Origin of the sequence: Paraburkholderia sp. (assembly GCF_035948235.1) — a bacterium.
Taxonomy (GTDB): domain Bacteria; phylum Pseudomonadota; class Gammaproteobacteria; order Burkholderiales; family Burkholderiaceae; genus Paraburkholderia.
Genome location: NZ_DASZJJ010000068.1, coordinates 1 through 20,992 on the forward strand (window position 1 = coordinate 1; position 20,992 = coordinate 20,992).

The 20,992-nt window shown below is 63.8% G+C and carries 19 protein-coding genes and 1 pseudogene; 11 read left to right on the top strand and 9 right to left on the bottom strand.

Annotation, left to right across the window (positions count from 1 at the left end; all coding sequences use genetic code 11):
• Window positions 1-44: 44 nt before the first annotated feature.
• On the top strand, window positions 45-224 hold the full coding sequence (locus tag VG320_RS04575) for a DUF3563 family protein (RefSeq protein WP_027819116.1): 180 nt from the start codon (window positions 45-47) through the stop codon (window positions 222-224).
• A gap of 82 nt (window positions 225-306) precedes the next feature.
• On the opposite strand, the gene VG320_RS04580 is transcribed toward VG320_RS04575, so the two are convergent.
• The 3 genes from VG320_RS04580 to VG320_RS04590 all read right to left on the bottom strand — a co-directional run bounded on the left by VG320_RS04580 (window position 307) and on the right by VG320_RS04590 (window position 2,655).
• Complete coding sequence (locus tag VG320_RS04580; protein WP_327198960.1) at window positions 307-1,110, bottom strand: BPSS1780 family membrane protein; 804 nt, start codon at window positions 1,108-1,110, stop codon at window positions 307-309.
• The gene (locus tag VG320_RS04585) at window positions 1,101-2,123 is read right to left on the bottom strand and encodes a homoserine kinase (RefSeq protein WP_327198961.1); all 1,023 of its coding nucleotides are present in this window, start codon (window positions 2,121-2,123) and stop codon (window positions 1,101-1,103) included. Before VG320_RS04585 ends, VG320_RS04580 begins: the two co-directional genes overlap by 10 nt.
• Before the next feature lie 127 nt (window positions 2,124-2,250).
• Window positions 2,251-2,655, bottom strand: coding sequence for a hypothetical protein (locus VG320_RS04590; RefSeq protein WP_327198962.1), 405 nt, complete (start codon window positions 2,653-2,655; stop codon window positions 2,251-2,253).
• Between the two features lie 159 nt (window positions 2,656-2,814).
• Between VG320_RS04590 and VG320_RS04595 the strand changes: the two genes are divergently transcribed.
• Both VG320_RS04595 and VG320_RS04600 read left to right on the top strand, forming a co-directional pair.
• Window positions 2,815-4,341 carry an AMP nucleosidase gene (locus tag VG320_RS04595; RefSeq protein ID WP_327198963.1) on the top strand — a complete coding sequence of 509 codons (1,527 nt, stop codon included), beginning with the start codon at window positions 2,815-2,817 and terminating at the stop codon, window positions 4,339-4,341.
• Window positions 4,342-4,427: 86 nt separating this feature from the next.
• Window positions 4,428-5,189, top strand: a complete 762-nt coding sequence (locus VG320_RS04600; RefSeq protein ID WP_327198975.1) for a glutamine amidotransferase — start codon at window positions 4,428-4,430, stop codon at window positions 5,187-5,189.
• 31 nt (window positions 5,190-5,220) lie between these two features.
• Here VG320_RS04600 and VG320_RS04605 read toward each other — a convergent pair whose 3' ends face one another.
• The gene (locus VG320_RS04605; protein ID WP_199127327.1) at window positions 5,221-5,748 is read right to left on the bottom strand and encodes a chromate transporter; all 528 of its coding nucleotides are present in this window, start codon (window positions 5,746-5,748) and stop codon (window positions 5,221-5,223) included.
• Window positions 5,745-6,382, bottom strand: a pseudogene (locus tag VG320_RS04610) (chromate transporter). Before VG320_RS04610 ends, VG320_RS04605 begins: the two are co-directional and overlap by 4 nt.
• 96 nt (window positions 6,383-6,478) lie before the next feature.
• Here VG320_RS04610 and VG320_RS04615 point away from each other — a divergent pair.
• A complete protein-coding gene (locus VG320_RS04615; protein ID WP_327198964.1) occupies window positions 6,479-7,390 on the top strand; it encodes a transcriptional regulator GcvA in 912 nt (303 codons plus the stop codon).
• A gap of 85 nt (window positions 7,391-7,475) precedes the next feature.
• On the opposite strand, the gene VG320_RS04620 is transcribed toward VG320_RS04615, so the two are convergent.
• Window positions 7,476-8,234 (bottom strand): TIGR00730 family Rossman fold protein, encoded by a 759-nt coding sequence (locus VG320_RS04620; protein ID WP_327198965.1) that lies wholly within the window; start codon window positions 8,232-8,234, stop codon window positions 7,476-7,478.
• A 1-nt stretch (window position 8,235) separates the two neighbouring features.
• On the opposite strand from VG320_RS04620, the gene polA reads away from it, so the two are divergent.
• From polA to VG320_RS04635, 3 genes are all read left to right on the top strand, one after another.
• Window positions 8,236-11,037 (top strand): DNA polymerase I, encoded by a 2,802-nt coding sequence (polA, locus tag VG320_RS04625; RefSeq protein ID WP_327198976.1) that lies wholly within the window; start codon window positions 8,236-8,238, stop codon window positions 11,035-11,037.
• Between the two features lie 213 nt (window positions 11,038-11,250).
• Window positions 11,251-12,594: an NAD(P)/FAD-dependent oxidoreductase gene (locus tag VG320_RS04630; protein ID WP_327198966.1), complete on the top strand. Its 1,344-nt coding sequence runs from the start codon at window positions 11,251-11,253 to the stop codon at window positions 12,592-12,594.
• 65 nt (window positions 12,595-12,659) lie between these two features.
• Complete coding sequence (locus tag VG320_RS04635; RefSeq protein ID WP_327198967.1) at window positions 12,660-13,532, top strand: dienelactone hydrolase family protein; 873 nt, start codon at window positions 12,660-12,662, stop codon at window positions 13,530-13,532.
• A gap of 30 nt (window positions 13,533-13,562) precedes the next feature.
• Here the strand turns inward: VG320_RS04635 and VG320_RS04640 are convergent, their stop codons facing one another.
• Both VG320_RS04640 and VG320_RS04645 read right to left on the bottom strand, forming a co-directional pair.
• Complete coding sequence (locus VG320_RS04640) at window positions 13,563-14,432, bottom strand: sulfurtransferase (RefSeq protein ID WP_327198968.1); 870 nt, start codon at window positions 14,430-14,432, stop codon at window positions 13,563-13,565.
• A 160-nt stretch (window positions 14,433-14,592) separates the two neighbouring features.
• On the bottom strand, window positions 14,593-15,699 hold the full coding sequence (locus tag VG320_RS04645; protein WP_327198969.1) for an aromatic ring-hydroxylating dioxygenase subunit alpha: 1,107 nt from the start codon (window positions 15,697-15,699) through the stop codon (window positions 14,593-14,595).
• A gap of 341 nt (window positions 15,700-16,040) precedes the next feature.
• Here VG320_RS04645 and VG320_RS04650 point away from each other — a divergent pair, with 341 nt between their 5' ends.
• The 4 genes from VG320_RS04650 (at window position 16,041) to folE2 (ending at window position 20,221) form a co-directional block, all read left to right on the top strand.
• The gene (locus tag VG320_RS04650) at window positions 16,041-16,352 is read left to right on the top strand and encodes an exodeoxyribonuclease VII small subunit (RefSeq protein WP_327198970.1); all 312 of its coding nucleotides are present in this window, start codon (window positions 16,041-16,043) and stop codon (window positions 16,350-16,352) included.
• Window positions 16,349-17,230: a farnesyl diphosphate synthase gene (locus VG320_RS04655; protein ID WP_327198971.1), complete on the top strand. Its 882-nt coding sequence runs from the start codon at window positions 16,349-16,351 to the stop codon at window positions 17,228-17,230. Before VG320_RS04650 ends, VG320_RS04655 begins: the two co-directional genes overlap by 4 nt.
• An 85-nt stretch (window positions 17,231-17,315) precedes the next feature.
• Window positions 17,316-19,223 (top strand): 1-deoxy-D-xylulose-5-phosphate synthase, encoded by a 1,908-nt coding sequence (dxs, locus tag VG320_RS04660; protein WP_327198972.1) that lies wholly within the window; start codon window positions 17,316-17,318, stop codon window positions 19,221-19,223.
• A gap of 191 nt (window positions 19,224-19,414) precedes the next feature.
• Complete coding sequence (gene folE2, locus VG320_RS04665; RefSeq protein WP_327198973.1) at window positions 19,415-20,221, top strand: GTP cyclohydrolase FolE2; 807 nt, start codon at window positions 19,415-19,417, stop codon at window positions 20,219-20,221.
• Window positions 20,222-20,287: 66 nt separating this feature from the next.
• Here the strand turns inward: folE2 and VG320_RS04670 are convergent.
• On the bottom strand, window positions 20,288-20,992 hold a 705-nt coding region (locus VG320_RS04670), incomplete at its 5' end, for a tRNA (adenosine(37)-N6)-threonylcarbamoyltransferase complex transferase subunit TsaD (protein WP_327198974.1).

The window sequence follows — 20,992 nt, forward strand, 5'->3', positions numbered from 1 at the left end:
TCCATTCCTTCCGAGGGCATGTGCCCGATACCCGGAGCCAGACCATGTACCTGCTTAGCCGCCTTTTCCTGTTCCTCACCAAATCGTCCGACGTCGCCCGCAAGGAGCGCGAGGAAGCTTATCTGGCCGAATCGGCCGATATCTACGATCTGGAATTCCGCATGCGCAAGCTCGACCGCGAAAAGACCGGTCGTCATCCGTCGTGGATGAACCACTACGGCTAAGCCGTAGATGCAAAAACGGGGCGCATGCTGGCGCCCCGCGAAGGTGTGAGTTTTTTCCGCCTGACGTCGTACCGCTTGACGATTAGCGTCCCGAATCGGGCGCCTGCTCGGCCGGCTTCTCCTGAATGCCGAAGCAGCCGCGATACGTCGCGTAGAACGAGCAGTAGATCATCGTCGTCACGAGGATCAGCGCGGGCATCACGATCGCCAGTGCGTAGTCCCCGGCGCCCAGCGCCCGCAGCAGATTCGACAGGCCGATGGCCACGCCCATCGACAGCGCGAACCACAGCGCGCCGTACACCGTGAACGCGCCCTTGTTGCGCCAGCAGCTCACGATGCTGAAGAACATCGCCTTGACGGGCGGCACATCGTGCCAGGCCGTCAGCACCGGCGCGAACCAGAACATCATCGATACCGGCACGTAGACCGCCAGCGACGCCAGCACGGCGAGCGGCACGTTGCTATTCTCGATCGCCTCCGTATCCAGCGTCCCGCCCAGCGTCATCAGACGCAGCAGCTCGCCGCCGTCCACCAGTGCCGACGCCGCCAGCACCAGCGTCATCGCCACCACATAAATTCCGCCCAGCGCGAACAGATGCTTCGTGACCACAGGTCCGTACGAGCGGAAGCCGTCAACGAGGATCGTCGGGAACACGGGCTTGCCCGCGATCGTGTCGCGGCACGCGGCCATGAAGCCGACCGCCACGCCTGGCACGAACAGCAGCGGCAGCACGCCGCCGATCAGCGGAATCGCCGAGATCAGCGTCATGGCCAGCAGATACGCGAAAAACAGCGTGAGAAACGCCAGCGGATTGCGGCGGAACAGCCAGATGCCCTGGCGGAACCACACATAGCCCTGCTTGGCGGGGACTTCGATCAGTTGCATGAGCGGGGCAGGCCAGAAAGTGCCTGGATATCGCCGGAGGCGTGGTTGTGGGGTTGCGCGCGGCGCTCGCGCAAAATGCGCTCGAAATGACCGGGATCGTGCGGCTTGAGCAGTTCCGCCGAACGCGGCAGGTAAAAATCATACAGGCGCGAAACCCAGAAACGGTACGCGCCGGCGCGCAGCATGTCGCCCCAGTGGGCGATTTCCGCGGGCGTGAACGGGCGCACGGTTTGATACGCGCGCAGCAGCGTTTCTGCGCGGGCCAGGTCGAGCACGCCGGTCGCCAGATCGACGCACCAGTCGTTGACCGTCACCGCCACATCGAACACCCATTTGTCGCAACCGGCGAAATAGAAGTCGAAGAAGCCGCCCAGGCGCACCGTATGGCCCGTTTCGGGGTTGGCGTGCGCGAATAGCGCGTTGTCGCGGAACAGGTCGCAATGGCACGGGCCGCCGGGCAGCGACGCGTAGTCGTCGCTGGCGAAGAAAGTCTGCTGGTGCGCGAGTTCGCTCGTGAGCAGTTCGCGCTGCGCGTCGTCCAGAAACGGCAGCACCGTCGGCACGGTCTCTTCCCACCACGGCAGGCTGCGCAGATTCGGCTGGTCGCCTGCATAGTCGCGGCCCGCCAGGTGCATGCGCGCGAGCATCTGGCCGACTTCGGCGCAATGCTCGACCTGCGGGGCCAGTTCAGGCGCGCCGTCGAGTTTCGTGACGATGGCGGCCGGCTTGCCGTGCAGCAGGCCGAACAGCGAACCGTCGGCGCGCGGCATCGGGTCCGGCACGGGCACGCTATGCGACGCGAGATGGCGCATCAGATCGAGATAGAACGGCAACTGCTGCGCCGTGAGCTTTTCGAAGATCGTCAGGACGTATTCGCCGCGCGTCGTCGTCAGGAAGAAGTTGCTGTTTTCAATGCCTGACTGGATGCCGCGAAAATCGACTACATCGCCAAGATCGTAGTCGCGCATCCATTGGGCGAGCTGGGTTTCGGTGACAGCGGTGAAGACGGCCATGCGGGAGGTCGTGTGGTGATCGTAAGGGGGCCCGGCTCAGGCACGAGCGCCGGGTCGGGCTGGGCAGGCGCGCCCGGGCAGGAGGCGGCGCGGGCAGCGCACGCCGCCCACGCGCGAGGGCGGTGTGTCAGTAATGCAGGTTGATCGACGGCAGGCGCGTGCTGGCCTGGCCGTTCGGGCGCACTTGCGGCGAGGTGTCGGGATTCGCGCTCATCGTGTAGTGCGTGCCGAACTTCGAACGCACGTTGATCTCGACGGGCTTGCCCTTGTCACGGTATTCGGTGATTTCGGTGCCGCTCGGACTCACTTCATGAAAGCTCGGCGTGCGCGGCACGTCGTTGATGTCGACCTTCGAGCTGACCTGCGCAGCGGGACGGTTGATTGCCGCGAGATCGGGCAGACCGGCCCGCTCGTTCTCAGACTGCGCGGACTGGGCCTGGGCAGCCGTTTGGGCGTCGTCGGCCGGCGCCGCCATGGCCAACCCGCTAAACGCAAGCGTCGCGGCGACGGCGGCAAGAAGATGCGACTTCATGGTGATTCTCCGATGGGATTGTCGAATTCTAGCAAATCCGCGCCGCGTCACCCGTACCGGAGCGCCTTGCGCGCGTACATTTCCGCGCGCTGTGAAGGGCGTTGTCAGAATTTCCTGCTTCCGTGCTAATGTCGTTCAAACGAACCAAGGCGAACGACAATGAACAACGACACCAACCGGCGAACCTTCATGACGCCCCCGCACGACTTCCCGCTTGAGTCCTACGAAGACGCCGCCGACGCCGTCACGCGTCTGGCCGCCATCTACGAAGCCAACACCTCGTTCCTGCGCGACGCCTTCGCGCGCTACCGGCGCGGCGAGTCGTTCGAGCGCCGCGTGCGCGCCTGCTATCCGTTCGTGCGTATCCGCACCGAAGTCAACACGCACATCGACTCGCGCCGCTCGTATGGTTTCGTCGCGGGCCCCGGCGTGTTCGAGACCACGCTCACGCGTCCCGACCTGTTCGGCAACTACTATCGCGAGCAGCTGCGCCTGCTCGCGAAGAACCACCATGTATCGATCGAAGTGGGCGTGTCGGATCAGCCGATTCCGGTTCACTTCGCATTCGCCGAAGGCATCCACCTTGAAGGCGATCTTGACCGCGAGCGTCTCTTCGCGATGCGCGATGTGTTCGATACGCCCGATCTCGCCACGCTCGACGATCGCATCGTCAACGGCACGTACGAGCCCGCGCCCGGCGAGCCGTTTCCGCTTGCGCTTTTCACGGCCGCGCGCGTGGACTTCTCGCTGCATCGGCTCAAGCACTACACGGCCACGTCGCCCACGCACGTGCAGAACTACGTGCTGTACACGAACTACCAGTTCTATATCGATGAATTCGTGAAGCTTGGCCGCGCGATGATGGCACGCACCGACGACGCCGATCTGCGCAACTATCGCAGCGAGTACACCTCGTTCGTGGAGCCGGGCGACGTGGTGACGTATAACGCGAACCTCGGTGAGCAGGACGATGAGGGCTCGGCGCCCGCGCGCCTGCCGCAGATGCCCGCGTATCACCTCAAGCGCGCCGACGGCAGCGGCATCACGATGATCAACATCGGCGTGGGGCCGTCGAACGCCAAGACGATCACCGATCACATCGCCGTGCTGCGTCCGCACGCGTGGATCATGCTCGGTCACTGCGCGGGGCTGCGCAACACGCAGCGTCTGGGCGACTACGTGCTGGCGCACGGTTATGTGCGCGAGGATCACGTCCTCGACGACGACTTGCCGCTGTGGGTGCCGATTCCCGCGCTCGCGGAAGTGCAGCTTGCGCTGGAGCGCGCGGTGGCGGACGTCACGCGTCTGGACGGTGCGGAACTCAAGCGTGTGATGCGCACGGGGACGGTGGCGAGCGTGGACAACCGCAACTGGGAATTGCGCGACCATCGCGAGCCGGTGCTGCGTCTTTCGCAGAGCCGCGCGGTTGCGCTCGATATGGAAAGCGCGACCATCGCGGCGAACGGTTTCCGTTTCCGCGTGCCGTACGGCACTTTGCTATGCGTGTCCGACAAGCCGCTGCACGGCGAACTGAAGCTGCCGGGCATGGCCGATTCGTTCTATCGCGCACAGGTGGATCAGCATCTGCAGATCGGCGTGAAGGCGATGGAAATTCTGCGCACCAACGGGCTGCATAAGCTGCATAGTCGCAAGCTGCGTAGTTTTGCCGAGGTGGCGTTCCAGTAAGGCGCGATGCGCCGGTTGAGCGGGGCATGCACGCCTTCTGAATGAAAAGTGCATGCCCCGGATAGCATTTGAAATAAAGCATGACCATGATTTCCAGGCCAGTTCTGATTGTCGCGACCGGGAGCACGTTCCCGCAGATCGCCGAATCCCAAGGTGATTTTGGCGAGTGGATTTCCAAAGGTTTAGGCGAATCCGTGTCTCATCGTCTGGTGGACGCGCAAACCCTCGATGAATGGCCCGATCCGTCCGGGCTTGCAGGTGTCGTGCTCAGCGGTTCGCATTCGATGGTGAGCGATCGTGAGCCGTGGAGCGAGCGCCTCGCGCATTGGCTGACAACCTGCGTTGCTGCGGACGTGCCGGTCCTTGGCATCTGCTACGGTCATCAGTTGCTCGCGCATGCGTTCGGCGGCGTAGTTTCTGATCGGGCCAATCATGAATTCGAAATTGGCACCCATACGATTTCGCTGAATGCCGACGCCGTGAGCGATCCGCTTTTCAAGGGAATGCCGCCACGCTTCGGCGCACAACTGATCCATCGGCAGTCGGTTTCGCGTTTGCCGGCCGGTGCAGTGCTGCTGGCGGACAGTGACGCTGAGGCATGCCAGGCATTCCGCGTCGGTCGCGCGGCGTGGGGCGTGCAATTCCACCCGGAATTCTCGATGGACGCGATGCGCGCCTATATCGGCGAAATGCCGGTAGAAGCGCGCGACGAAGGCTACGATGAGGATGCGTTGAGCGCCGGCGTGCGCGAAACGCCCGACGCGGCGAGTCTCTTGCGCCGATTCGCGGCCATCGTTAGCGATCAACGCGATCTGGCGCAGGAAGGCGTTGCGGGCGAGACCGTCTAACGCGTCAAGGGAAATTGGACGGTTTGGGGTGTTACTGCCCAAACCCCGTCAACCCAATCAAACTCCCCGCCGCCAGCAGCCAGAGCGGGTGAATCTTCGTGCGGAACGCCAGCACGGCGCACACGCCCGTGATGGCCCACGCGATCCACGACGGATCGGAGGCCCTGGCGATCAGCACTGCGCTGGCCGCCACGAGCCCCGCCGTCACCGGCACGAGCCCGCGCTGGGCGATGCGCCGCCACGGCCGGTCCTTGAAGCGGTCCCACGCGTGCAGCGCCGCGATCGTCACCAGCGACGACGGCCCGAACTTCGCCACGGAAGTCACCAGCATCCCCGCCCAGCCGGCCACGTGCCAGCCCACCAGCGTCACGATCATCATGTTCGGCCCGGGCGCGGCCTGCGCGAGCGCGAAGAGGGCGCTGAATTCGCTGGCGGGCATCCAGTGATGCACCTCCACGACCTGACGCTGCATCTCCGGCAAGATGGTGTTGCCGCCGCCGAATGCGAGCAGCGAAAGCTGGCTGAAGATCGTCGCGAGCGCAAGCAGCGTGGCGTTCATTGCACGGCTCCCGCGCGACGGGCGCTGCGCGCCGCGACGGCGATGCCGATGGGCGTGAGCACGAGCATGGTCGGCAAAAGCGGCGTGCGCAACAGCGCGATGGCGACAAAGCCGAGCGCGGCGATGACTGCGGCGGCGGGATCGCGGCGCAAGGGCAGGATGATCTTCACGGCCATCGATATCAGTAAGCCAGCCGCCGCTGCGGCGAGGCCGACGAACAGATGGCGCACATGCGGATCGTTCTGCGTGCGCTCATAGAGCACGCCAAGTCCGATCACCACCAGCGACGGTCCCGCGATCAGCCCAAGCAGACCGGCGAGCGCGCCGCGCCAGCCCTGAAAGCGCATGCCGATCGCCACCGAGAGGTTGATCACATTGCCGCCGGGCAGGAACTGGCACAGGCCGAGCAGATCGGTGAATTCAGCGCCCGAAGCCAGCGGCGCTGCTCGACGATGGTACGGCGCGCGAGCGGCAGCGCGCCGCCGAAAGACGTAAAACCCAGGCCAAGAAAGCCGAGGAATACGTCTTTGACGCTGGGCGTCACGAGCGCGTCGTGGGCATGCGAATCGGTATGGGATTCGGTATGGGATTCGGTATGGGATTCAACCGGAGCCGGAACAGGATTTTGTTTCATGCGGGGGACCTCTGAGGCAAGCTGGGAGCGTAGCGCTGAATCGCCGGGCTTCAAAACGATTTTTTGGCCGTTCCCTTGTGATCTAGAATCACAAGCATGGCACGCTCTCTTCCTCCATTTCCCGCGCTGCGCGCTTTTGAAGCCGCTGCGCGGCACAACAGCTTCACCGCCGCCGCGGCTGAACTCCATGTGACTCACGGTGCAATCAGCCGTCAGGTTGCGGCGCTGGAGGCATGGGTCGGCGTGCAGGTGTTTCATCGGCATGGCAAACGCGTCGCGCTGACCGAGGATGGACGGCGTTACCTGGGCGCGGTGCAGGCCGCATTCGACAATATTGCGCGCGCCACGGAACAGTTGCGTGATACCGGCGTCGTCCACGTGCTGCGTGTGAATGCGCTGCCGACCTTCGCGATGAAGTGGCTGCTGCCGCGTCTATCGCAGTTCCAGCGGCTCAATCCCAATGTCGAGTTGCGGCTGGCGACGTCGAACGCGCCCGTTGAAACGCTCGATGCCTTCGATGTCGCCGTGCGGCGCGGTCCCTCGCATTGGCCCGATTGCGCGAGCGGTCACTTCCTCGGCGAAACGGAACTGCCCGTATGCAGTCCGGCGCTGCTCAAACGCGCGCCGATCGACAGCGCGAACGATCTCGCGCGCCATGTCCTGTTGCATTCCGATACGCGACCCGAGGCGTGGCGCACGTGGCTCGCTGCAGCAGGCGTCACCGCAAAATGCCGCAAGAAGCAGTCGTTCGACCACTTCTATCTGGCGTTGCAGGCTGCAGTAGATGGTTTGGGCGTGGCGCTCGGACCCTTGCCGTTGCTAGACGACGAACTTGCGTCCGGGCGTCTGGTTGCGCCGCTGGCGGGGCCGCATCTTGACGCGCGTGGCTACTGGTGGGTCGCACGGCGCGAAGTCGCCGATGCACCGGTGGTCGCGCAGTTTTGCCGATGGCTGGAAGAGCAGGCGCAGGCGTTAGGGCAAGCGCAAACATCGCGCCTGAAAGCATGAGGAAAGCATGGGAAAACAGCGCGGCGCGCAGAACGCGCGCCGCAGACAGATGCGCAAGCCGGCCCATGCTGGGCCGGCGCGTACATCAGAGGTAGAACATGCGGTCTTCGTCCGAATCGGGACGGGCGGGATGTTCCTTGTCGTCGACTTCTTCGCCGCTGTCCTCGTAGAACTTCAGCACCGCTTCGAGCACCTGGTCGGGATCGTCGATCACCTGCATCAGATCCAGGTCTTCCGGATTGATGAGGCCCATCGGCACGAGCGCGGAGCGGAACCACGCAAGCAGTCCTTCCCAGAACTCGGCGCCCACCAGAATGATGGGCACGTGGCGCGATTTCTTCGTCTGGATCAGCGTGAGCACTTCGGCGAGTTCGTCGAGTGTGCCGAAACCGCCCGGCATCACGATCACGGCGTCCGAGTTCTTCACGAAGGTGACTTTACGCGTGAAGAAATGGCGGAATCGCAGCGAGATGTCCTGCCACTGATTGCCCGACTGCTCGTGTGGCAATTCGATGTTCAGGCCCACCGAAGGCGACTTGCCCGCATGCGCGCCCTGGTTGGCGGCTTCCATGATGCCGGGGCCGCCGCCGGAGATCACGGCGAAGCCCGCATCCGAGACTTTTCGCGCGATCGTGGAGGCCAGCTGGTAGTACTTTGAGTCCGGTTTCAGGCGTGCGGAGCCATAGATGCTGACCGCTGGCCGGATCTCGGACAGGTATTCGGTCGCCTCGATAAACTCTGCCATAATCGTGAACATCTGCCACGATGCGCGCGCCTTTTTGGCCGTTGCGCGCTCTTGATCTGCGAGTGAACGCAGACTCGGAATCACTTTTCTCTTGTCCATAATGCCTGAAGAACTACGCGTGGAAACGAAGCTACAAAATCAGCTAGAAGGTAAGACCCTGTTGCTGGTCGACGGTTCTAGCTATCTCTATCGGGCCTTCCATGCGATGCCGGATCTGCGCGGTCCCGACGGCGAACCCACAGGTGCACTCTACGGCATCATCAACATGTTGCGTCGTATGCGCAAGGACGTTACGGCAGAGTATAGCGCGTGCGTGTTCGATGCCAAGGGCAAGACGTTTCGTGATGACTGGTATCCCGACTATAAGGCCAACAGGCCTTCCATGCCGGAGCCGCTTGCTGCACAGATCGAGCCGATCCACGCGGCCGTGCGCGCGCTCGGCTGGCCGCTGCTGATGGTCGAAGGCGTGGAAGCCGACGACGTGATCGGCACGCTCGCGGCCCAGGCCGAAAAGCTCGGCATGAAGGTGGTCGTGTCCACTGGCGATAAAGACCTTGCGCAGCTCGTGACGGACCACGTCACGCTCATCAACACGATGACGAACGAAATGCTCGATCGCGAAGGCGTGATCGCGAAGTTCGGCGTGCCGCCGGAGCGCATCGTCGATTATCTTTCGCTGATCGGCGACACCGTGGACAACGTGCCGGGCGTGAACAAGTGCGGCCCGAAGACGGCGGTGAAGTGGCTCACGCAATATGGCTCGCTCGACGGCATCGTCGAACATGCCGACGAAATCAAGGGCGCCGTGGGCGGCTATCTGCGCGATGCGCTCGACTTCCTGCCGATGGCGCGCAAGCTCGTCACGGTGGAAACGGCCTGCGATCTCGCTCCGCATCTCGATTCGATCGAAGCGTCGCTCGCCACGCGCCCTGAAGCGCGCGAGGAAATGCGCGACATCTTCGCGCGTCACGGCTTCAAGACGTGGCTGCGTGAAATCACCGAAGCCGGCGCACAGAGCGAGACCGTACCCTCGGCCACCGCCGGCAATGCGCCGGAAAAAGACGCGAACGTGCAGCCCGCGCTGTTTGTCGATGCGCCGCGCAACTACGAAACGATCCAGACGTGGGAGCAGTTCGACGCGTGGCTCAAAAAAATCGAAGCTGCGAAGCTCACCGCGTGCGACACTGAGACGACGGCGCTCGACCCCATGCAGGCGAAGCTCGTGGGCATGTCGTTTTCGACGGAGCCTGGCAGCGCCGCCTATCTGCCGCTCGCGCATCGCGGACCGGATATGCCGGAACAACTGCCGATCGACGAGGTGCTCGCGCGTCTGAAGCCTTGGCTTGAAAGCGCGCAGCACAAGAAAGTCGGCCAGCACATGAAGTACGACGAGCAGGTGCTCGCGAACTACGGCATCGAACTCAACGGCGTCGAGCACGACACGCTGCTCGAATCCTACGTGCTCGAATCGCATCGCACGCACGACATGGACAGCCTCGCGCTGCGCCATCTCGGCATCAAGACGATCAAGTACGAAGAGGTGGCAGGCAAGGGCGCACAGCAGATCGGCTTCGATGAAGTTTCGCTGGAAAAGGCCGCTGAATACGCAGCGGAAGATGCCGACGTCACGCTGCAATTGCACCTTGCGCTCTATCCGCAGATCGAGCCGGAAAAGGGCCTCGACTACGTCTATCGCAGCATCGAATTGCCCACCGCGCGCGTGCTGCGCACGATGGAGCGCAATGGCGTGCTGATCGATACAGAACGCCTGGCAAAGCAGAGCGCCGAAATCGCGGTGCGTCTGATCGAGCTTGAGAAAGAAGCCTATGTGCTGGCGGAGGGCGAGTTCAACCTCGGCTCGCCCAAGCAGATCGGCCAGATCTTCTTCGAAAAGCTGCAACTGCCTGTCGTGAAGAAAACGCCGAGCGGCGCGCCTTCAACCGACGAAGAAGTGCTGCAGAAACTCGCGGAAGATTACCCGCTGCCCAAACTGCTGCTCGAGCATCGCGGCCTCTCCAAGCTCAAGTCGACCTACACGGACAAGCTGCCGCGCATGGTCAACGCGCAGACGGGCCGCGTGCATACGAACTACGCGCAGGCCGTGGCGGTCACGGGGCGTCTGGCGTCGAACGATCCGAATCTGCAGAACATTCCGGTGCGCACGGGCGAAGGCCGGCGCATTCGCGAAGCGTTCATTGCCTCGCCAGGCTGCAAGATCGTATCCGCCGACTATTCGCAGATCGAACTGCGCATCATGGCGCATATCTCGGGCGACGAATCGCTGCTCGCGGCCTTCGCGCGCGGCGACGACATTCACCGCGCGACCGCCGCCGAAGTGTTCGGCGTCACGCCGCTTGAAGTGAGCAACGATCAGCGCCGCATCGCCAAGGTCATCAATTTCGGCCTGATTTATGGCATGAGCGCGTTTGGCCTGGCGTCGAATCTGGGCATCACGCGTGACGCCGCGAAGCTCTATATCGACCGTTATTTCGCGCGTTATCCGGGCGTGGCGCGCTACATGGACGAGACGCGCATGGACGCGAAGTCGCGTGGTTATGTCGAGACCGTGTTCGGCCGTCGGCTGTGGCTGCCGGAGATCAACGGCGGCAACGGCCCGCGCCGTCAGGCGGCAGAGCGCGCGGCAATCAACGCACCGATGCAGGGTACGGCCGCCGATCTCATCAAGCTTTCGATGATCGCCGTGCAGAAGTGGCTCGACGACCGCAAGATCGGCACGAAGATGATCATGCAGGTGCACGATGAACTGGTGCTCGAAGTGCCGGACGCTGAGCTATCCGAAGTGCGCAAATGCCTGCCGGAACTGATGTGTTCGGTGGCGAAGCTCAAGGTTCCGCTGGTGGCCGAAGTGGGTGTGGGCGCGAACTGGGAAGAAGCGCACTGAGTTCGCCAATGGCGCCTAGCCGCGCGCGCAAAAATGCACAAGCGGGGTGCGACACATGATCTCAATGTGCCCGCTGCGTCTTGTCGCCGCGCGCTGCATCAGCCGACAATGAACCGCAGGCCGACGCCGCTGCGTGACGTTGCGTGACTCCACGCACGAAGCCCGCAACGCGCGTCGGCTGTTCTAACGCCCATCGACATGCACGGAGAGTTTATGCATCGTTTTATCGTTGTAGGTGGGGGTGCAGGCGGGCTGGAGCTGGCCACCCGGCTGGGTGACCGTTATGGCAAGGCGCTGCGTGGCCGTCAGCCGCGCGCGACGGTCACGCTGGTCGATCGCAATCCGACACATATCTGGAAACCGCTGCTGCACGAAGTGGCGGCAGGCAGCATGGACCCGTTCACGCAGGAACTCGAATATGCGGCGCAGGCGCGCTGGCATGGCTTCGAGTTTCAGCAGGGCGAACTGGTCGAACTCGACCGCAGCGCAAAGCGCATCACCATCGGCGCGGTGCAGGACGAAGATGGCGCCGCAATGCTGCCGCAGCGCTCGCTCGAATACGACACGCTCGTGCTCGCCATCGGCAGCACGACGCACTTTTTTGGCGTGCCGGGCGCGGCGGAAAACTCCATCGCGCTGGACACCGTCGAGCAGGCCGAGCGCTTTCGCAAGCGTCTGATCGCGGCGTGCGTGCGCGCCGAGCATCAGACCGATCCCGTCATCACGCGCGACCACGAAGGCAAGGAAGAGCCGCGCGTGCAGGTGGCGATCGTCGGCGCGGGTGCAACGGGCGTGGAATTGTCCGCCGAGTTGCGCAATACCGCGCAGGTGCTGTCGGCCTATGGTCTGCACAAACTCGACCCGAGTCATGACGTGGGCATCGCGTTGATCGAATCGGGGCCGCGCATTCTGCCGGCATTGCCGGAGCGCGTCTCGACGGCGACGGGCGAACTGCTGCTCAAGCTCGGCGTGCGTATTCTCACTGGCGAGCGCGTGACGGAAGTGGCGCCCGGCGTTGTGCGCACGGCGAGCGGCAAGGCCATCCGTGCCGATCTCACCGTCTGGGCCGCAGGCATCAAGGCGCCGGCAGTGCTCTCGCAACTCGACGGGCTGACGGTCAACAAGCTCGGCCAGCTGGTGGTGCGCCGCACGCTGCAAACCGAAATTGACGACAACGTGTTCGCGCTCGGCGACTGTGCCGCCTGCGTGTGGCCAGGCACCGAGCGTAATGTGCCGCCGCGCGCGCAGGCCGCGCATCAGCAGGCGTCGTTCCTGTTCAAGTCGATGGGCGATCGGCTCGATGGAAAGCCGTTGCCCGAATTCACCTATCGCGACTTCGGGTCGCTGGTTTCGCTGGGACACTTCAGCGCAGTTGGCAATCTGATGGGCGGATTGATCGGCGGCAGCATGCTGATCGAAGGGCTGTTCGCGCGCTTCATGTACATGTCGCTGTACCGGCTGCATATTGCGGCGCTGCACGGCTATGCGCGCATGATGCTCGACACTGTCGCGCACTGGCTGCGGCGTACGACGATGCCGCGCGTCAAGCTGCACTGATTCGACAATGCGCCTGCGGGCGCATTGTCTTTTTTTGCGCTGTTTTTATCGTGGAGGAGCGTTGCATGCTTAAGCCCGAAATCGATAGCCTGGTCCCACACGTGCCTTTCGATCGGCGCACGTTCATCAAGGCCGCGCTCGGCAGCGGATTTGCCGCCGCCGTGCTGCCGGTTTCCGCGCAGACGATTCATACGGATAGCGAAGGACTGGACGCTGGTGAGATCGGCTTCCAGTCGGGCGGCACGCTGGTGCCCGCGTATCGCGCGCAGCCGCGTGGCAAGACGCATCTGCCCGTCATCATCGTGATTCACGAGATTTTTGGCGTGCACGAGCATATCGCCGATGTGTGCCGCCGTTTCGCGAAGCTCGGTTATCTGGCGATCGCGCCGGACTTTTTCGTGCGCGAGGGCGACGCTTCCGTCTACCCGACGATCCAGCAGATCACCGAAAACATCGCGAGCAAAGTGCCCGACGCGCAGGTGATGGGCGATATCGACGCGGCTATTGCCTGGGCGGGCGAGCATGGCGGCGACACGTCGCGTATCGGCATTAACGGTTTTTGCTGGGGCGGCCGCTATACGTGGCTTTATGCGGAGCACAACCCGCGCGTGAAAGCGGCGGTGGCGTGGTACGGCCGCGTGGTGGGCGATCATACGGCGAACACGCCGCAGAATCCGCTCGATCTGGCGGGCACGCTGCAGGTGCCGGTGCTGGGCCTCTATGGGCGGCAGGACACCAGCATTCCGCAGGACTCGCTGGAGCAGATGAAAGCGACTGTCGCGCAGGGGCCGCAGGGCGGGCGCGGCTCGCAGATCGTCGTGTATGACGACGCAGGCCACGCGTTCTTCGCCGATTACCGGCCGAGCTATCGCAAGGCCGATGCCGAGGATGGGTGGAAGCGGGCGATTGCGTGGTTCAAGGGGCACGGCGTGGGTTGATACCGGCGCCGTGCCGCGAGTGATCCACGATCAGGGATTCGCGCCCGTCGCCACCGGCCGCGACGGATCGGCGACCCACTCGCTCCATGAACCGCCGAAGAGCGCGGCGCCATGCATGCCCGCGATCTCCATCGCCAGCGCGTTGTGACATGCCGTCACACCCGAGCCGCATTGCAGCACCACATGCTCGGGCGTGACGCCCGGCAGCAGCGCCGTAAACTCTTCGCGCAGCGTGTGCGCGGACTTGAAGCGGCCATCGGCGTTCAGGTTGTCCTTGAAGAAGCGATTCTTCGCGCCCGGAATATGGCCGCCGACCGGATCGATCGTTTCGTTCTCGCCGCGATAGCGGTCGTTGGCGCGCGCATCGACCACGGTAAGTTCGCGCGTACCGAGATTGCGCACGACACCCGCAACATCGATGGTCACCTGCAACGGCGCGCCTGCCTTGAATGTGCCTTGCGTGGCAGCGGGCACATCTTTCGAAAGCGGAAAGCCAGCGGCTTCCCACGCCTGCAGACCGCCGTCGAGCACGGCGACCGAGTCGTGGCCGAGCCAGCGCAATAGCCACCACAGGCGCGCGGCGTACGAGCCGCCCTGCGCGTCGTAGGCGACCACTTGCTGCCCTGCGTTCAAGCCCCAGTCGGCCAGCGTGGCGACGAGCGAGGCGCGGTCAGGCAGCGGATGGCGGCCGTTCTTGCCCGTCTTCGGGCCGGACAGGTCGCGGTCGAGGTGGAGATAGCGCGCGCCCGGCAGATGGCCGGCGGCGTAGGCGGTTTCGCCGGCCTTGGGGTCGAGCAGATCGAAGCGGCAATCGACCACGAGCACGCTGCCCGGCGCAGCGGTCATGCGCTCGTGCAGGTTGGCGGCCGAGATCAGTGTGGTGTAGTGCGTGTGAGGCATGACGGCTCCTTGGGATCGTGCGCGGCCGGCTCACTGTCTCCTGGTGTGCTCGCGTTTGCACCCGCGGTTGAGCCGGCCCGATGCCGTCAGTCTAAACAAAAAGACGGGCCGAAGCCCGTCTTTCCTTGATGCGCTCAAGCCGCCCCGAAGGCCGCCCGCGTCAGATTTCCCCCAGCTCGCGCCGCAGGAATTCGTGGAAGTGCTGCATGCCGTCTTCCATCGGACTCTGGTAAGGGCCGACTTCCGACACGCCGCGCTCGAACAGGGCGCGGCGGCCCGCATCCATGCGCTCGGCGATTTCGTCGTCTTCCACGGCCGTTTCCATATAGGCGGCGCGCTCGGCTTCGACGAACTCGCGCTCGAACAGCACGATTTCCTCGGGGTAATAGAACTCGACAATATTGGTCGTTTTCTGCGTGCCGTTGGGGATCAGCCACGAGCAGATCAGCACGTGCGGATACCACTCGATCATCAGACCGGGGTAGTACACCATCCAGATCGCGCCGAACTCGGGCGGCTCGCCGTTACGGAAGCGCAGGACCTCGTCGTGCCACTTGCGGTACGTCGGGCTGCCCGGCTTGCCGAGCTGGCTGTGCACGCCCACCGTCTGCACGCTGTACCACTCGCCGAACTCCCACTTCAGGTCGTCGCACGAGACGAACTGGCCGAGACCCGGATGGAACGGGACGACGTGGTAGTCCTCCAGATAGACCTCGATGAAGGTCTTCCAGTTGTAGTTGCACTCGTGCACCTCGACGTGATCGAACATATAGTCCGTGAAGTCGAGGTGTTTGGCCGGTCCCAGGCGTGCGAGATCGTGCGCGACGTCGCGCCCGGCCGACTCGAACAACAGGCCGTTCCACTTTTGCAGCGGCGTGCTGTTCAGGTTCAGGCAGGGTTTGTCCGCGAAGTGCGGCGCGCCAAGCAGTTCACCCTTGAGGTCATACGTCCAGCGATGCAGCGGACATACAATGTTGTCTGCCGTGCCGCGACCGTTTAGCATGATGGCCTGGCGGTGACGGCAAACGTTGGAAAGCAGTTCGATCTCGTTGCTCTTGTTGCGAACGAGTACGCGACCCTCTTTCTCGCCGGGCAGCGCAAAATAATTCCCCGCTTCAGGCACCATCAATTCGTGCCCGACGTAGCGAGGACCTTTCTGGAAAAGCGTGTCGATTTCGCGCTTCAGCAGCGCTTCGTCAAAGTAAGCCGTGACTGGCAGCTGGCTGTGAATGGACTTCAGCTGCAATGCATTGCTCAGATTGGACATTCCCACTCCCGATTAGACGTGAAAGCAGTGAACAACCCAACCATCGAAAATTCGATTTAGGGAGCCGGCAAGTATATCCGGTTTACCCCTAAAAGGGTAGCTAAGTGGCTGATTTTTGCCGGAATTGCGCGAGGATTGCAGAGCAAATGCGACACGAACGCACTGGGCATCAAGCATAAAATGCCGTAAAAACCGCCTTCTGGAACCGATTTGGGCGGCGTCCGGTCTGGCCCCCGGGAACGTCAGGTAATGTGGTCGAGAGAGTACACGAGCCGGCGAGCGGGGCGGCCAGGGTGCTTTTGCCGTAGAATGTCCGCCTTGTTTCATTTTGGCGACCCCAGATGGCGAAATCCGCATCGAAAGACAGCGCAGCGGACGTTGCAGCGGCGTCTCAGACAGCCGCCGCTGAAGCCCTGCCCGAGAGCTACGAAGCCGCTCTGGCGGAACTCGACGCGCTGGTGGCGCGCATGGAAGGCGGCAGCTTGAGCCTCGAGGAATCGCTGGGCGCGTACCGCCGCGGCGCGGTGCTGGTGAAGTTCTGCCAGCAGCAGCTCGAAAAGGTTGAACAACAGGTGCGCGTGCTCGACGGCGAGACGCTTCGGCCCGTGCCCCTCAATACGACATCCGCAAACGGCGGAGACGACGATCTATGAATTTTGACCAATGGACCCGGACGGTGCTCGACCGGGTCGAGAGCGCGCTCGATCACTATTTGCCGGCTGCCGATGTGCAGCCCGCGCCCCTGCATGACGCGATGCGTTATGCCGTGCTGGGCGGCGGCAAGCGCGTGCGCCCGCTCCTGTGCCACGCCGCTGGCGAACTTACCAACGCCACGCCGGAAGCGCTCGACGCCGCCGCCTGCGCGCTGGAGATGATCCACGTCTACTCGCTGGTGCACGACGACATGCCGTGCATGGACGACGACGACATGCGCCGCGGCAAACCGACGGTACACGTCAAATATGACGAACCGACGGCGCTGCTGGTGGGCGACGCACTGCAATCGCAGGCGTTCGTCGCGCTGACTTCCGACGTTCTGGATGCGCCGCGCCAGGCCGCGCTCGTGCGCGAACTCGCGCTGGCAAGCGGCTCGATCGGCATGGCCGGCGGCCAGGCGATCGACCTCGCGAGCGTGGGCCATTCGCTCACGCGCGAACAGCTCGAAACCATGCACCGCCTGAAGACCGGCGCGCTGCTGCGTGCCGCGGTGCGCATGGGCGCAGTGGCGGGCGACAAGCCTTCCGCTGAGACCCTCGCCGCGCTGGACAAGTACGCGGCGGCTGTGGGCCTCGCGTTCCAGGTGGTGGACGATATTCTCGACGTGACCGCCGACTCGGCGACTCTGGGCAAGACCGCTGGCAAGGACGCGAAGGACGGCAAGCCGACCTACGTGTCGATCATCGGTCTGGATGCCTCGCGTGCCCTCGCGCAGCAGTTGCGCGCCGACGCACACGCGGCACTCGAACCGTTCGGCGCGCGCGCCCAGCGCCTCGCCGAACTCGCTGACCTGGTCGTGAACCGGGTTAGCTGATTGCGCCAACCCGCCCGCGCGCATGAACGGGAAGTAATGCGTGACAGAAGTGCGGGAGCGCCCGATTTCCTACAATGGAACGACGATGTACGACTTGCTGAAAACCATTGACGACCCGGCGGATTTGCGCCGCCTCGATCGCCGCCAGTTGCAACCGCTTGCCGACGAACTGCGTGCCTTCGTTCTCGACAGCGTGTCGCAAACGGGCGGCCACCTGTCGTCCAACCTCGGCACGGTCGAACTGACGATCGCGCTGCATTACGTGTTCGACACGCCGCGCGATCGTATCGTCTGGGACGTGGGCCATCAGACCTATCCCCACAAGATCCTGACGGGCCGCCGCGACCAGATGTCCACGCTGCGTCAGCTCGGCGGCATTTCCGGTTTCCCGAAGCGGGACGAATCGGAATACGACACCTTCGGCACTGCGCACTCGAGCACGTCGATTTCGGCGGCGCTCGGCATGGCCGTCGCGAGCAAGCTCAAGGGCGATAACGCCATGGGCATCGCCGTGATCGGCGACGGCGCGATGACGGCCGGCATGGCCTTCGAGGCACTGAACAACGGCGGCGTCGAAGACGACGTGCCGCTGCTGGTGATCCTCAACGACAACGACATGTCGATCTCGCCGCCGGTCGGCGCACTGAACCGTCACCTCGCGCGCCTGATGTCGGGCCGCTTCTACGCCGCCGCACGTGCGGGCGTGGAACGCGTGCTGCGCCATGCGCCGCCGGTGCTCGATCTCGCCCGCAAGCTCGAAGAGCACGCGAAGGGCATGATCGTGCCGGCCACGCTGTTCGAGGAGTTCGGCTTCAACTACATCGGGCCGATCGACGGTCACGATCTGGATTCGCTGATCCCCACGCTGCAGAACATCAAGGAACTGCGCGGTCCGCAATTCCTGCACGTGGTGACGAAGAAAGGCCAGGGCTACAAGCTCGCCGAAGCCGATCCCGTGCTCTACCACGGTCCCGGCAAGTTCAACCCGGCCGAAGGCATCAAGCCGTCCACGACGCCTGCCAAGAAGACCTACACGCAAGTGTTCGGCGAATGGCTGTGCGATGCGGCGGAACTCGATTCGCGCGTGGTCGGCATCACGCCGGCAATGCGCGAAGGTTCGGGCATGGTCGAATTCGAAAAGCGTTTCCCGGATCGTTACTTCGACGTGGGCATCGCCGAGCAGCACGCGGTGACGTTCGCAGGCGGTCTTGCAGCCGAAGGCATGAAGCCGGTGGTTGCGATCTATTCGACCTTCCTGCAACGCGGCTATGACCAGCTGATCCACGACGTGGCGCTGCAGAACCTGCCGGTTGTGTTCGCGATCGACCGCGCGGGTCTGGTTGGCGCGGACGGTGCGACGCACGCGGGCGCGTACGATCTCGCCTTCATGCGCTGCATCCCGAAGATGATGATCATGGCGGCGTCGGACGAAAACGAATGCCGTCAGATGCTCTACACGGCGCTCCAGCAGGACTGCCCGACTGCCGTGCGTTACCCGCGCGGTGCGGGCACGGGCGTGGCGACCGTCAAGCAGATGGCCGCGCTGCCGGTGGGCAAGGGCGAAGTGCGCCGCGAAAGCCAGGCACCGGCGGGCAAGCGCGTGGCGATCCTCGCGTTCGGCACGATGGTGGCGCCGTCGCTGGCTGCTGCGGAACAACTGGACGCCACCGTGGCGAACATGCGTTTCGTGAAGCCGGTCGACGCGGAGCTGATCAAGCAGCTCGCCGAAACCCACGATTACCTCGTGACCGTCGAAGAAGGCTGCATCATGGGCGGCGCGGGTTCGGCCTGCGTGGAATCCCTGCTTGAAAGTGGGGTTATCAAGCCCGTACTACAATTGGGCCTCCCCGACACCTTCATCGATCACGGCGATCCGGCGAAGCTGCTCGCGGGCGTCGGCCTCGACGCGGCAGGCATCGCGAAGTCGATTCGCGAGCGCTTCCTCGATGGCGCGGCGAACGCGTCGGGCAAGTCGGTGATGCGCGTCGCGTAAGCGTGTGCGTTAGCCGGGCAGCCTGAGCTGCGCTTGCGATGAGTGTCTCCAATGGAGACACAATGCAGCGCAGCCGCCCATACACCTTGAACCGTCGGAAAGGGTTCGCGCCCTGTTCCGCCAGCCAGCGCCGGCTCATGCCGGCGCTTGCCATTTGCGCGCCACGTTTGGCGCGACTTGAGGATAAGAACATGAATCAGATGAACCCGGCTTTCGTGATGCCGGACGTCCAGAGCTCCGTCGATACCCGCCAGATCCCGATCCAGCGCGTGGGCGTGAAAGGCGTGCGCCATCCGCTCACCGTGAAGACGGGCACGGGCGACGTCCAGCCGAGCGTCGGCACCTGGAACCTCGACGTTCATCTGCCGGCAGACCAGAAGGGCACGCATATGTCGCGCTTCGTGGCGCTGCTCGAAGAGAACAAGACGCCGCTCGAACCGGCGACGTTCCGCGCGATGCTGGCCGCGATGCTCGCGAAGCTCGAATCGCAGGCGGGCCGTATCGAAGTGTCGTTCCCGTATTTCGTGAAGAAGGTCGCGCCGGTGTCGGGCGTGGAAAGTCTGCTGGACTACGAAGTGACGCTCACCGGCGATGTGCGCGACGGCGCGACGCGCCTGTTCCTCAAGGTGCTGGTGCCGGTGACGAGCCTGTGCCCGTGCTCGAAGAAGATTTCGCAGTACGGCGCGCACAATCAACGCTCGCACGTGACGATGGATGTCGAGTTCGACGGCGATCTGCCGGTGGAAGAACTGATCGTCATCGCCGAGCAGGAAGCCTCGTGCGAACTGTGGGGCCTGCTCAAGCGCCCGGACGAAAAGTTCGTGACGGAGCGCGCCTACGAGAATCCGAAGTTCGTGGAAGATCTCGTGCGCGACGTGGCCGTGCGCCTGAACGCCGATGCGCGAGTGATCGCCTATACGCTCGAAGCCGAAAACTTCGAGTCGATTCACAATCACAGCGCCTATGCGGTGATCGAGCACGACAAGCGCGCTGCTTGACCACAGCACGCCTGAAGTAAAAAAGCCGCCTTTTCAGGCGGCTTTTTCATTGGCGCTGGCTCGGCGTTACTGCTGCGCCAGCGACGTCAGATCCCAGCGCGGCTTGACCGTGAAGGCGTAATCGTGCGTCGCCTGATCGGGCCAGCGTTGCAGACGCAGCGCGCCCGCGAGCGCGATCATCGCGCCGTTGTCGGTACACAGCGAAAGATCGGGGTAGTGCACTTCGAAGCCGCGCTTTTGCGCCGCCGCCGACAGTTTCTCGCGCAACTGCTTGTTCGCGCCCACGCCGCCCGCCACCACCAGCCGCTTCATCTTCGTCTTCTTGAGCGCGGCCAGCGACTTCGCGGCCAGCACATCGACAGCGGCATCGACGAAACCGCGTGCGATATCGGCTTTGTCCTGTTCGCAGATGTTCGGCCCGAGCTTCTTCACGTGGGTGAGCACAGCCGTTTTCAGGCCGCTGAAGCTGAAGTCCAGATCGCCCGAATGCAGCATCGGACGCGGCAGTTGGATGGCGCCCGGCGTGCCGAATTCGGCCAGACGCGACACTTCCGGTCCGCCCGGATAACCGAGGCCCAGCAGCTTGGCGGTCTTGTCGAAGGCTTCGCCGGCGGCGTCGTCGAGCGTTTCGCCGAGGGTCTCGTAGACGCCTACGTCGGTTACGCGCATCAACTGGGTATGGCCGCCCGACACAAGCAGCGCAACGAACGGGAACGGCGGCGGTGCATCCACCAGCAGCGGCGAAAGCAGATGCCCTTCCAGGTGATGGAT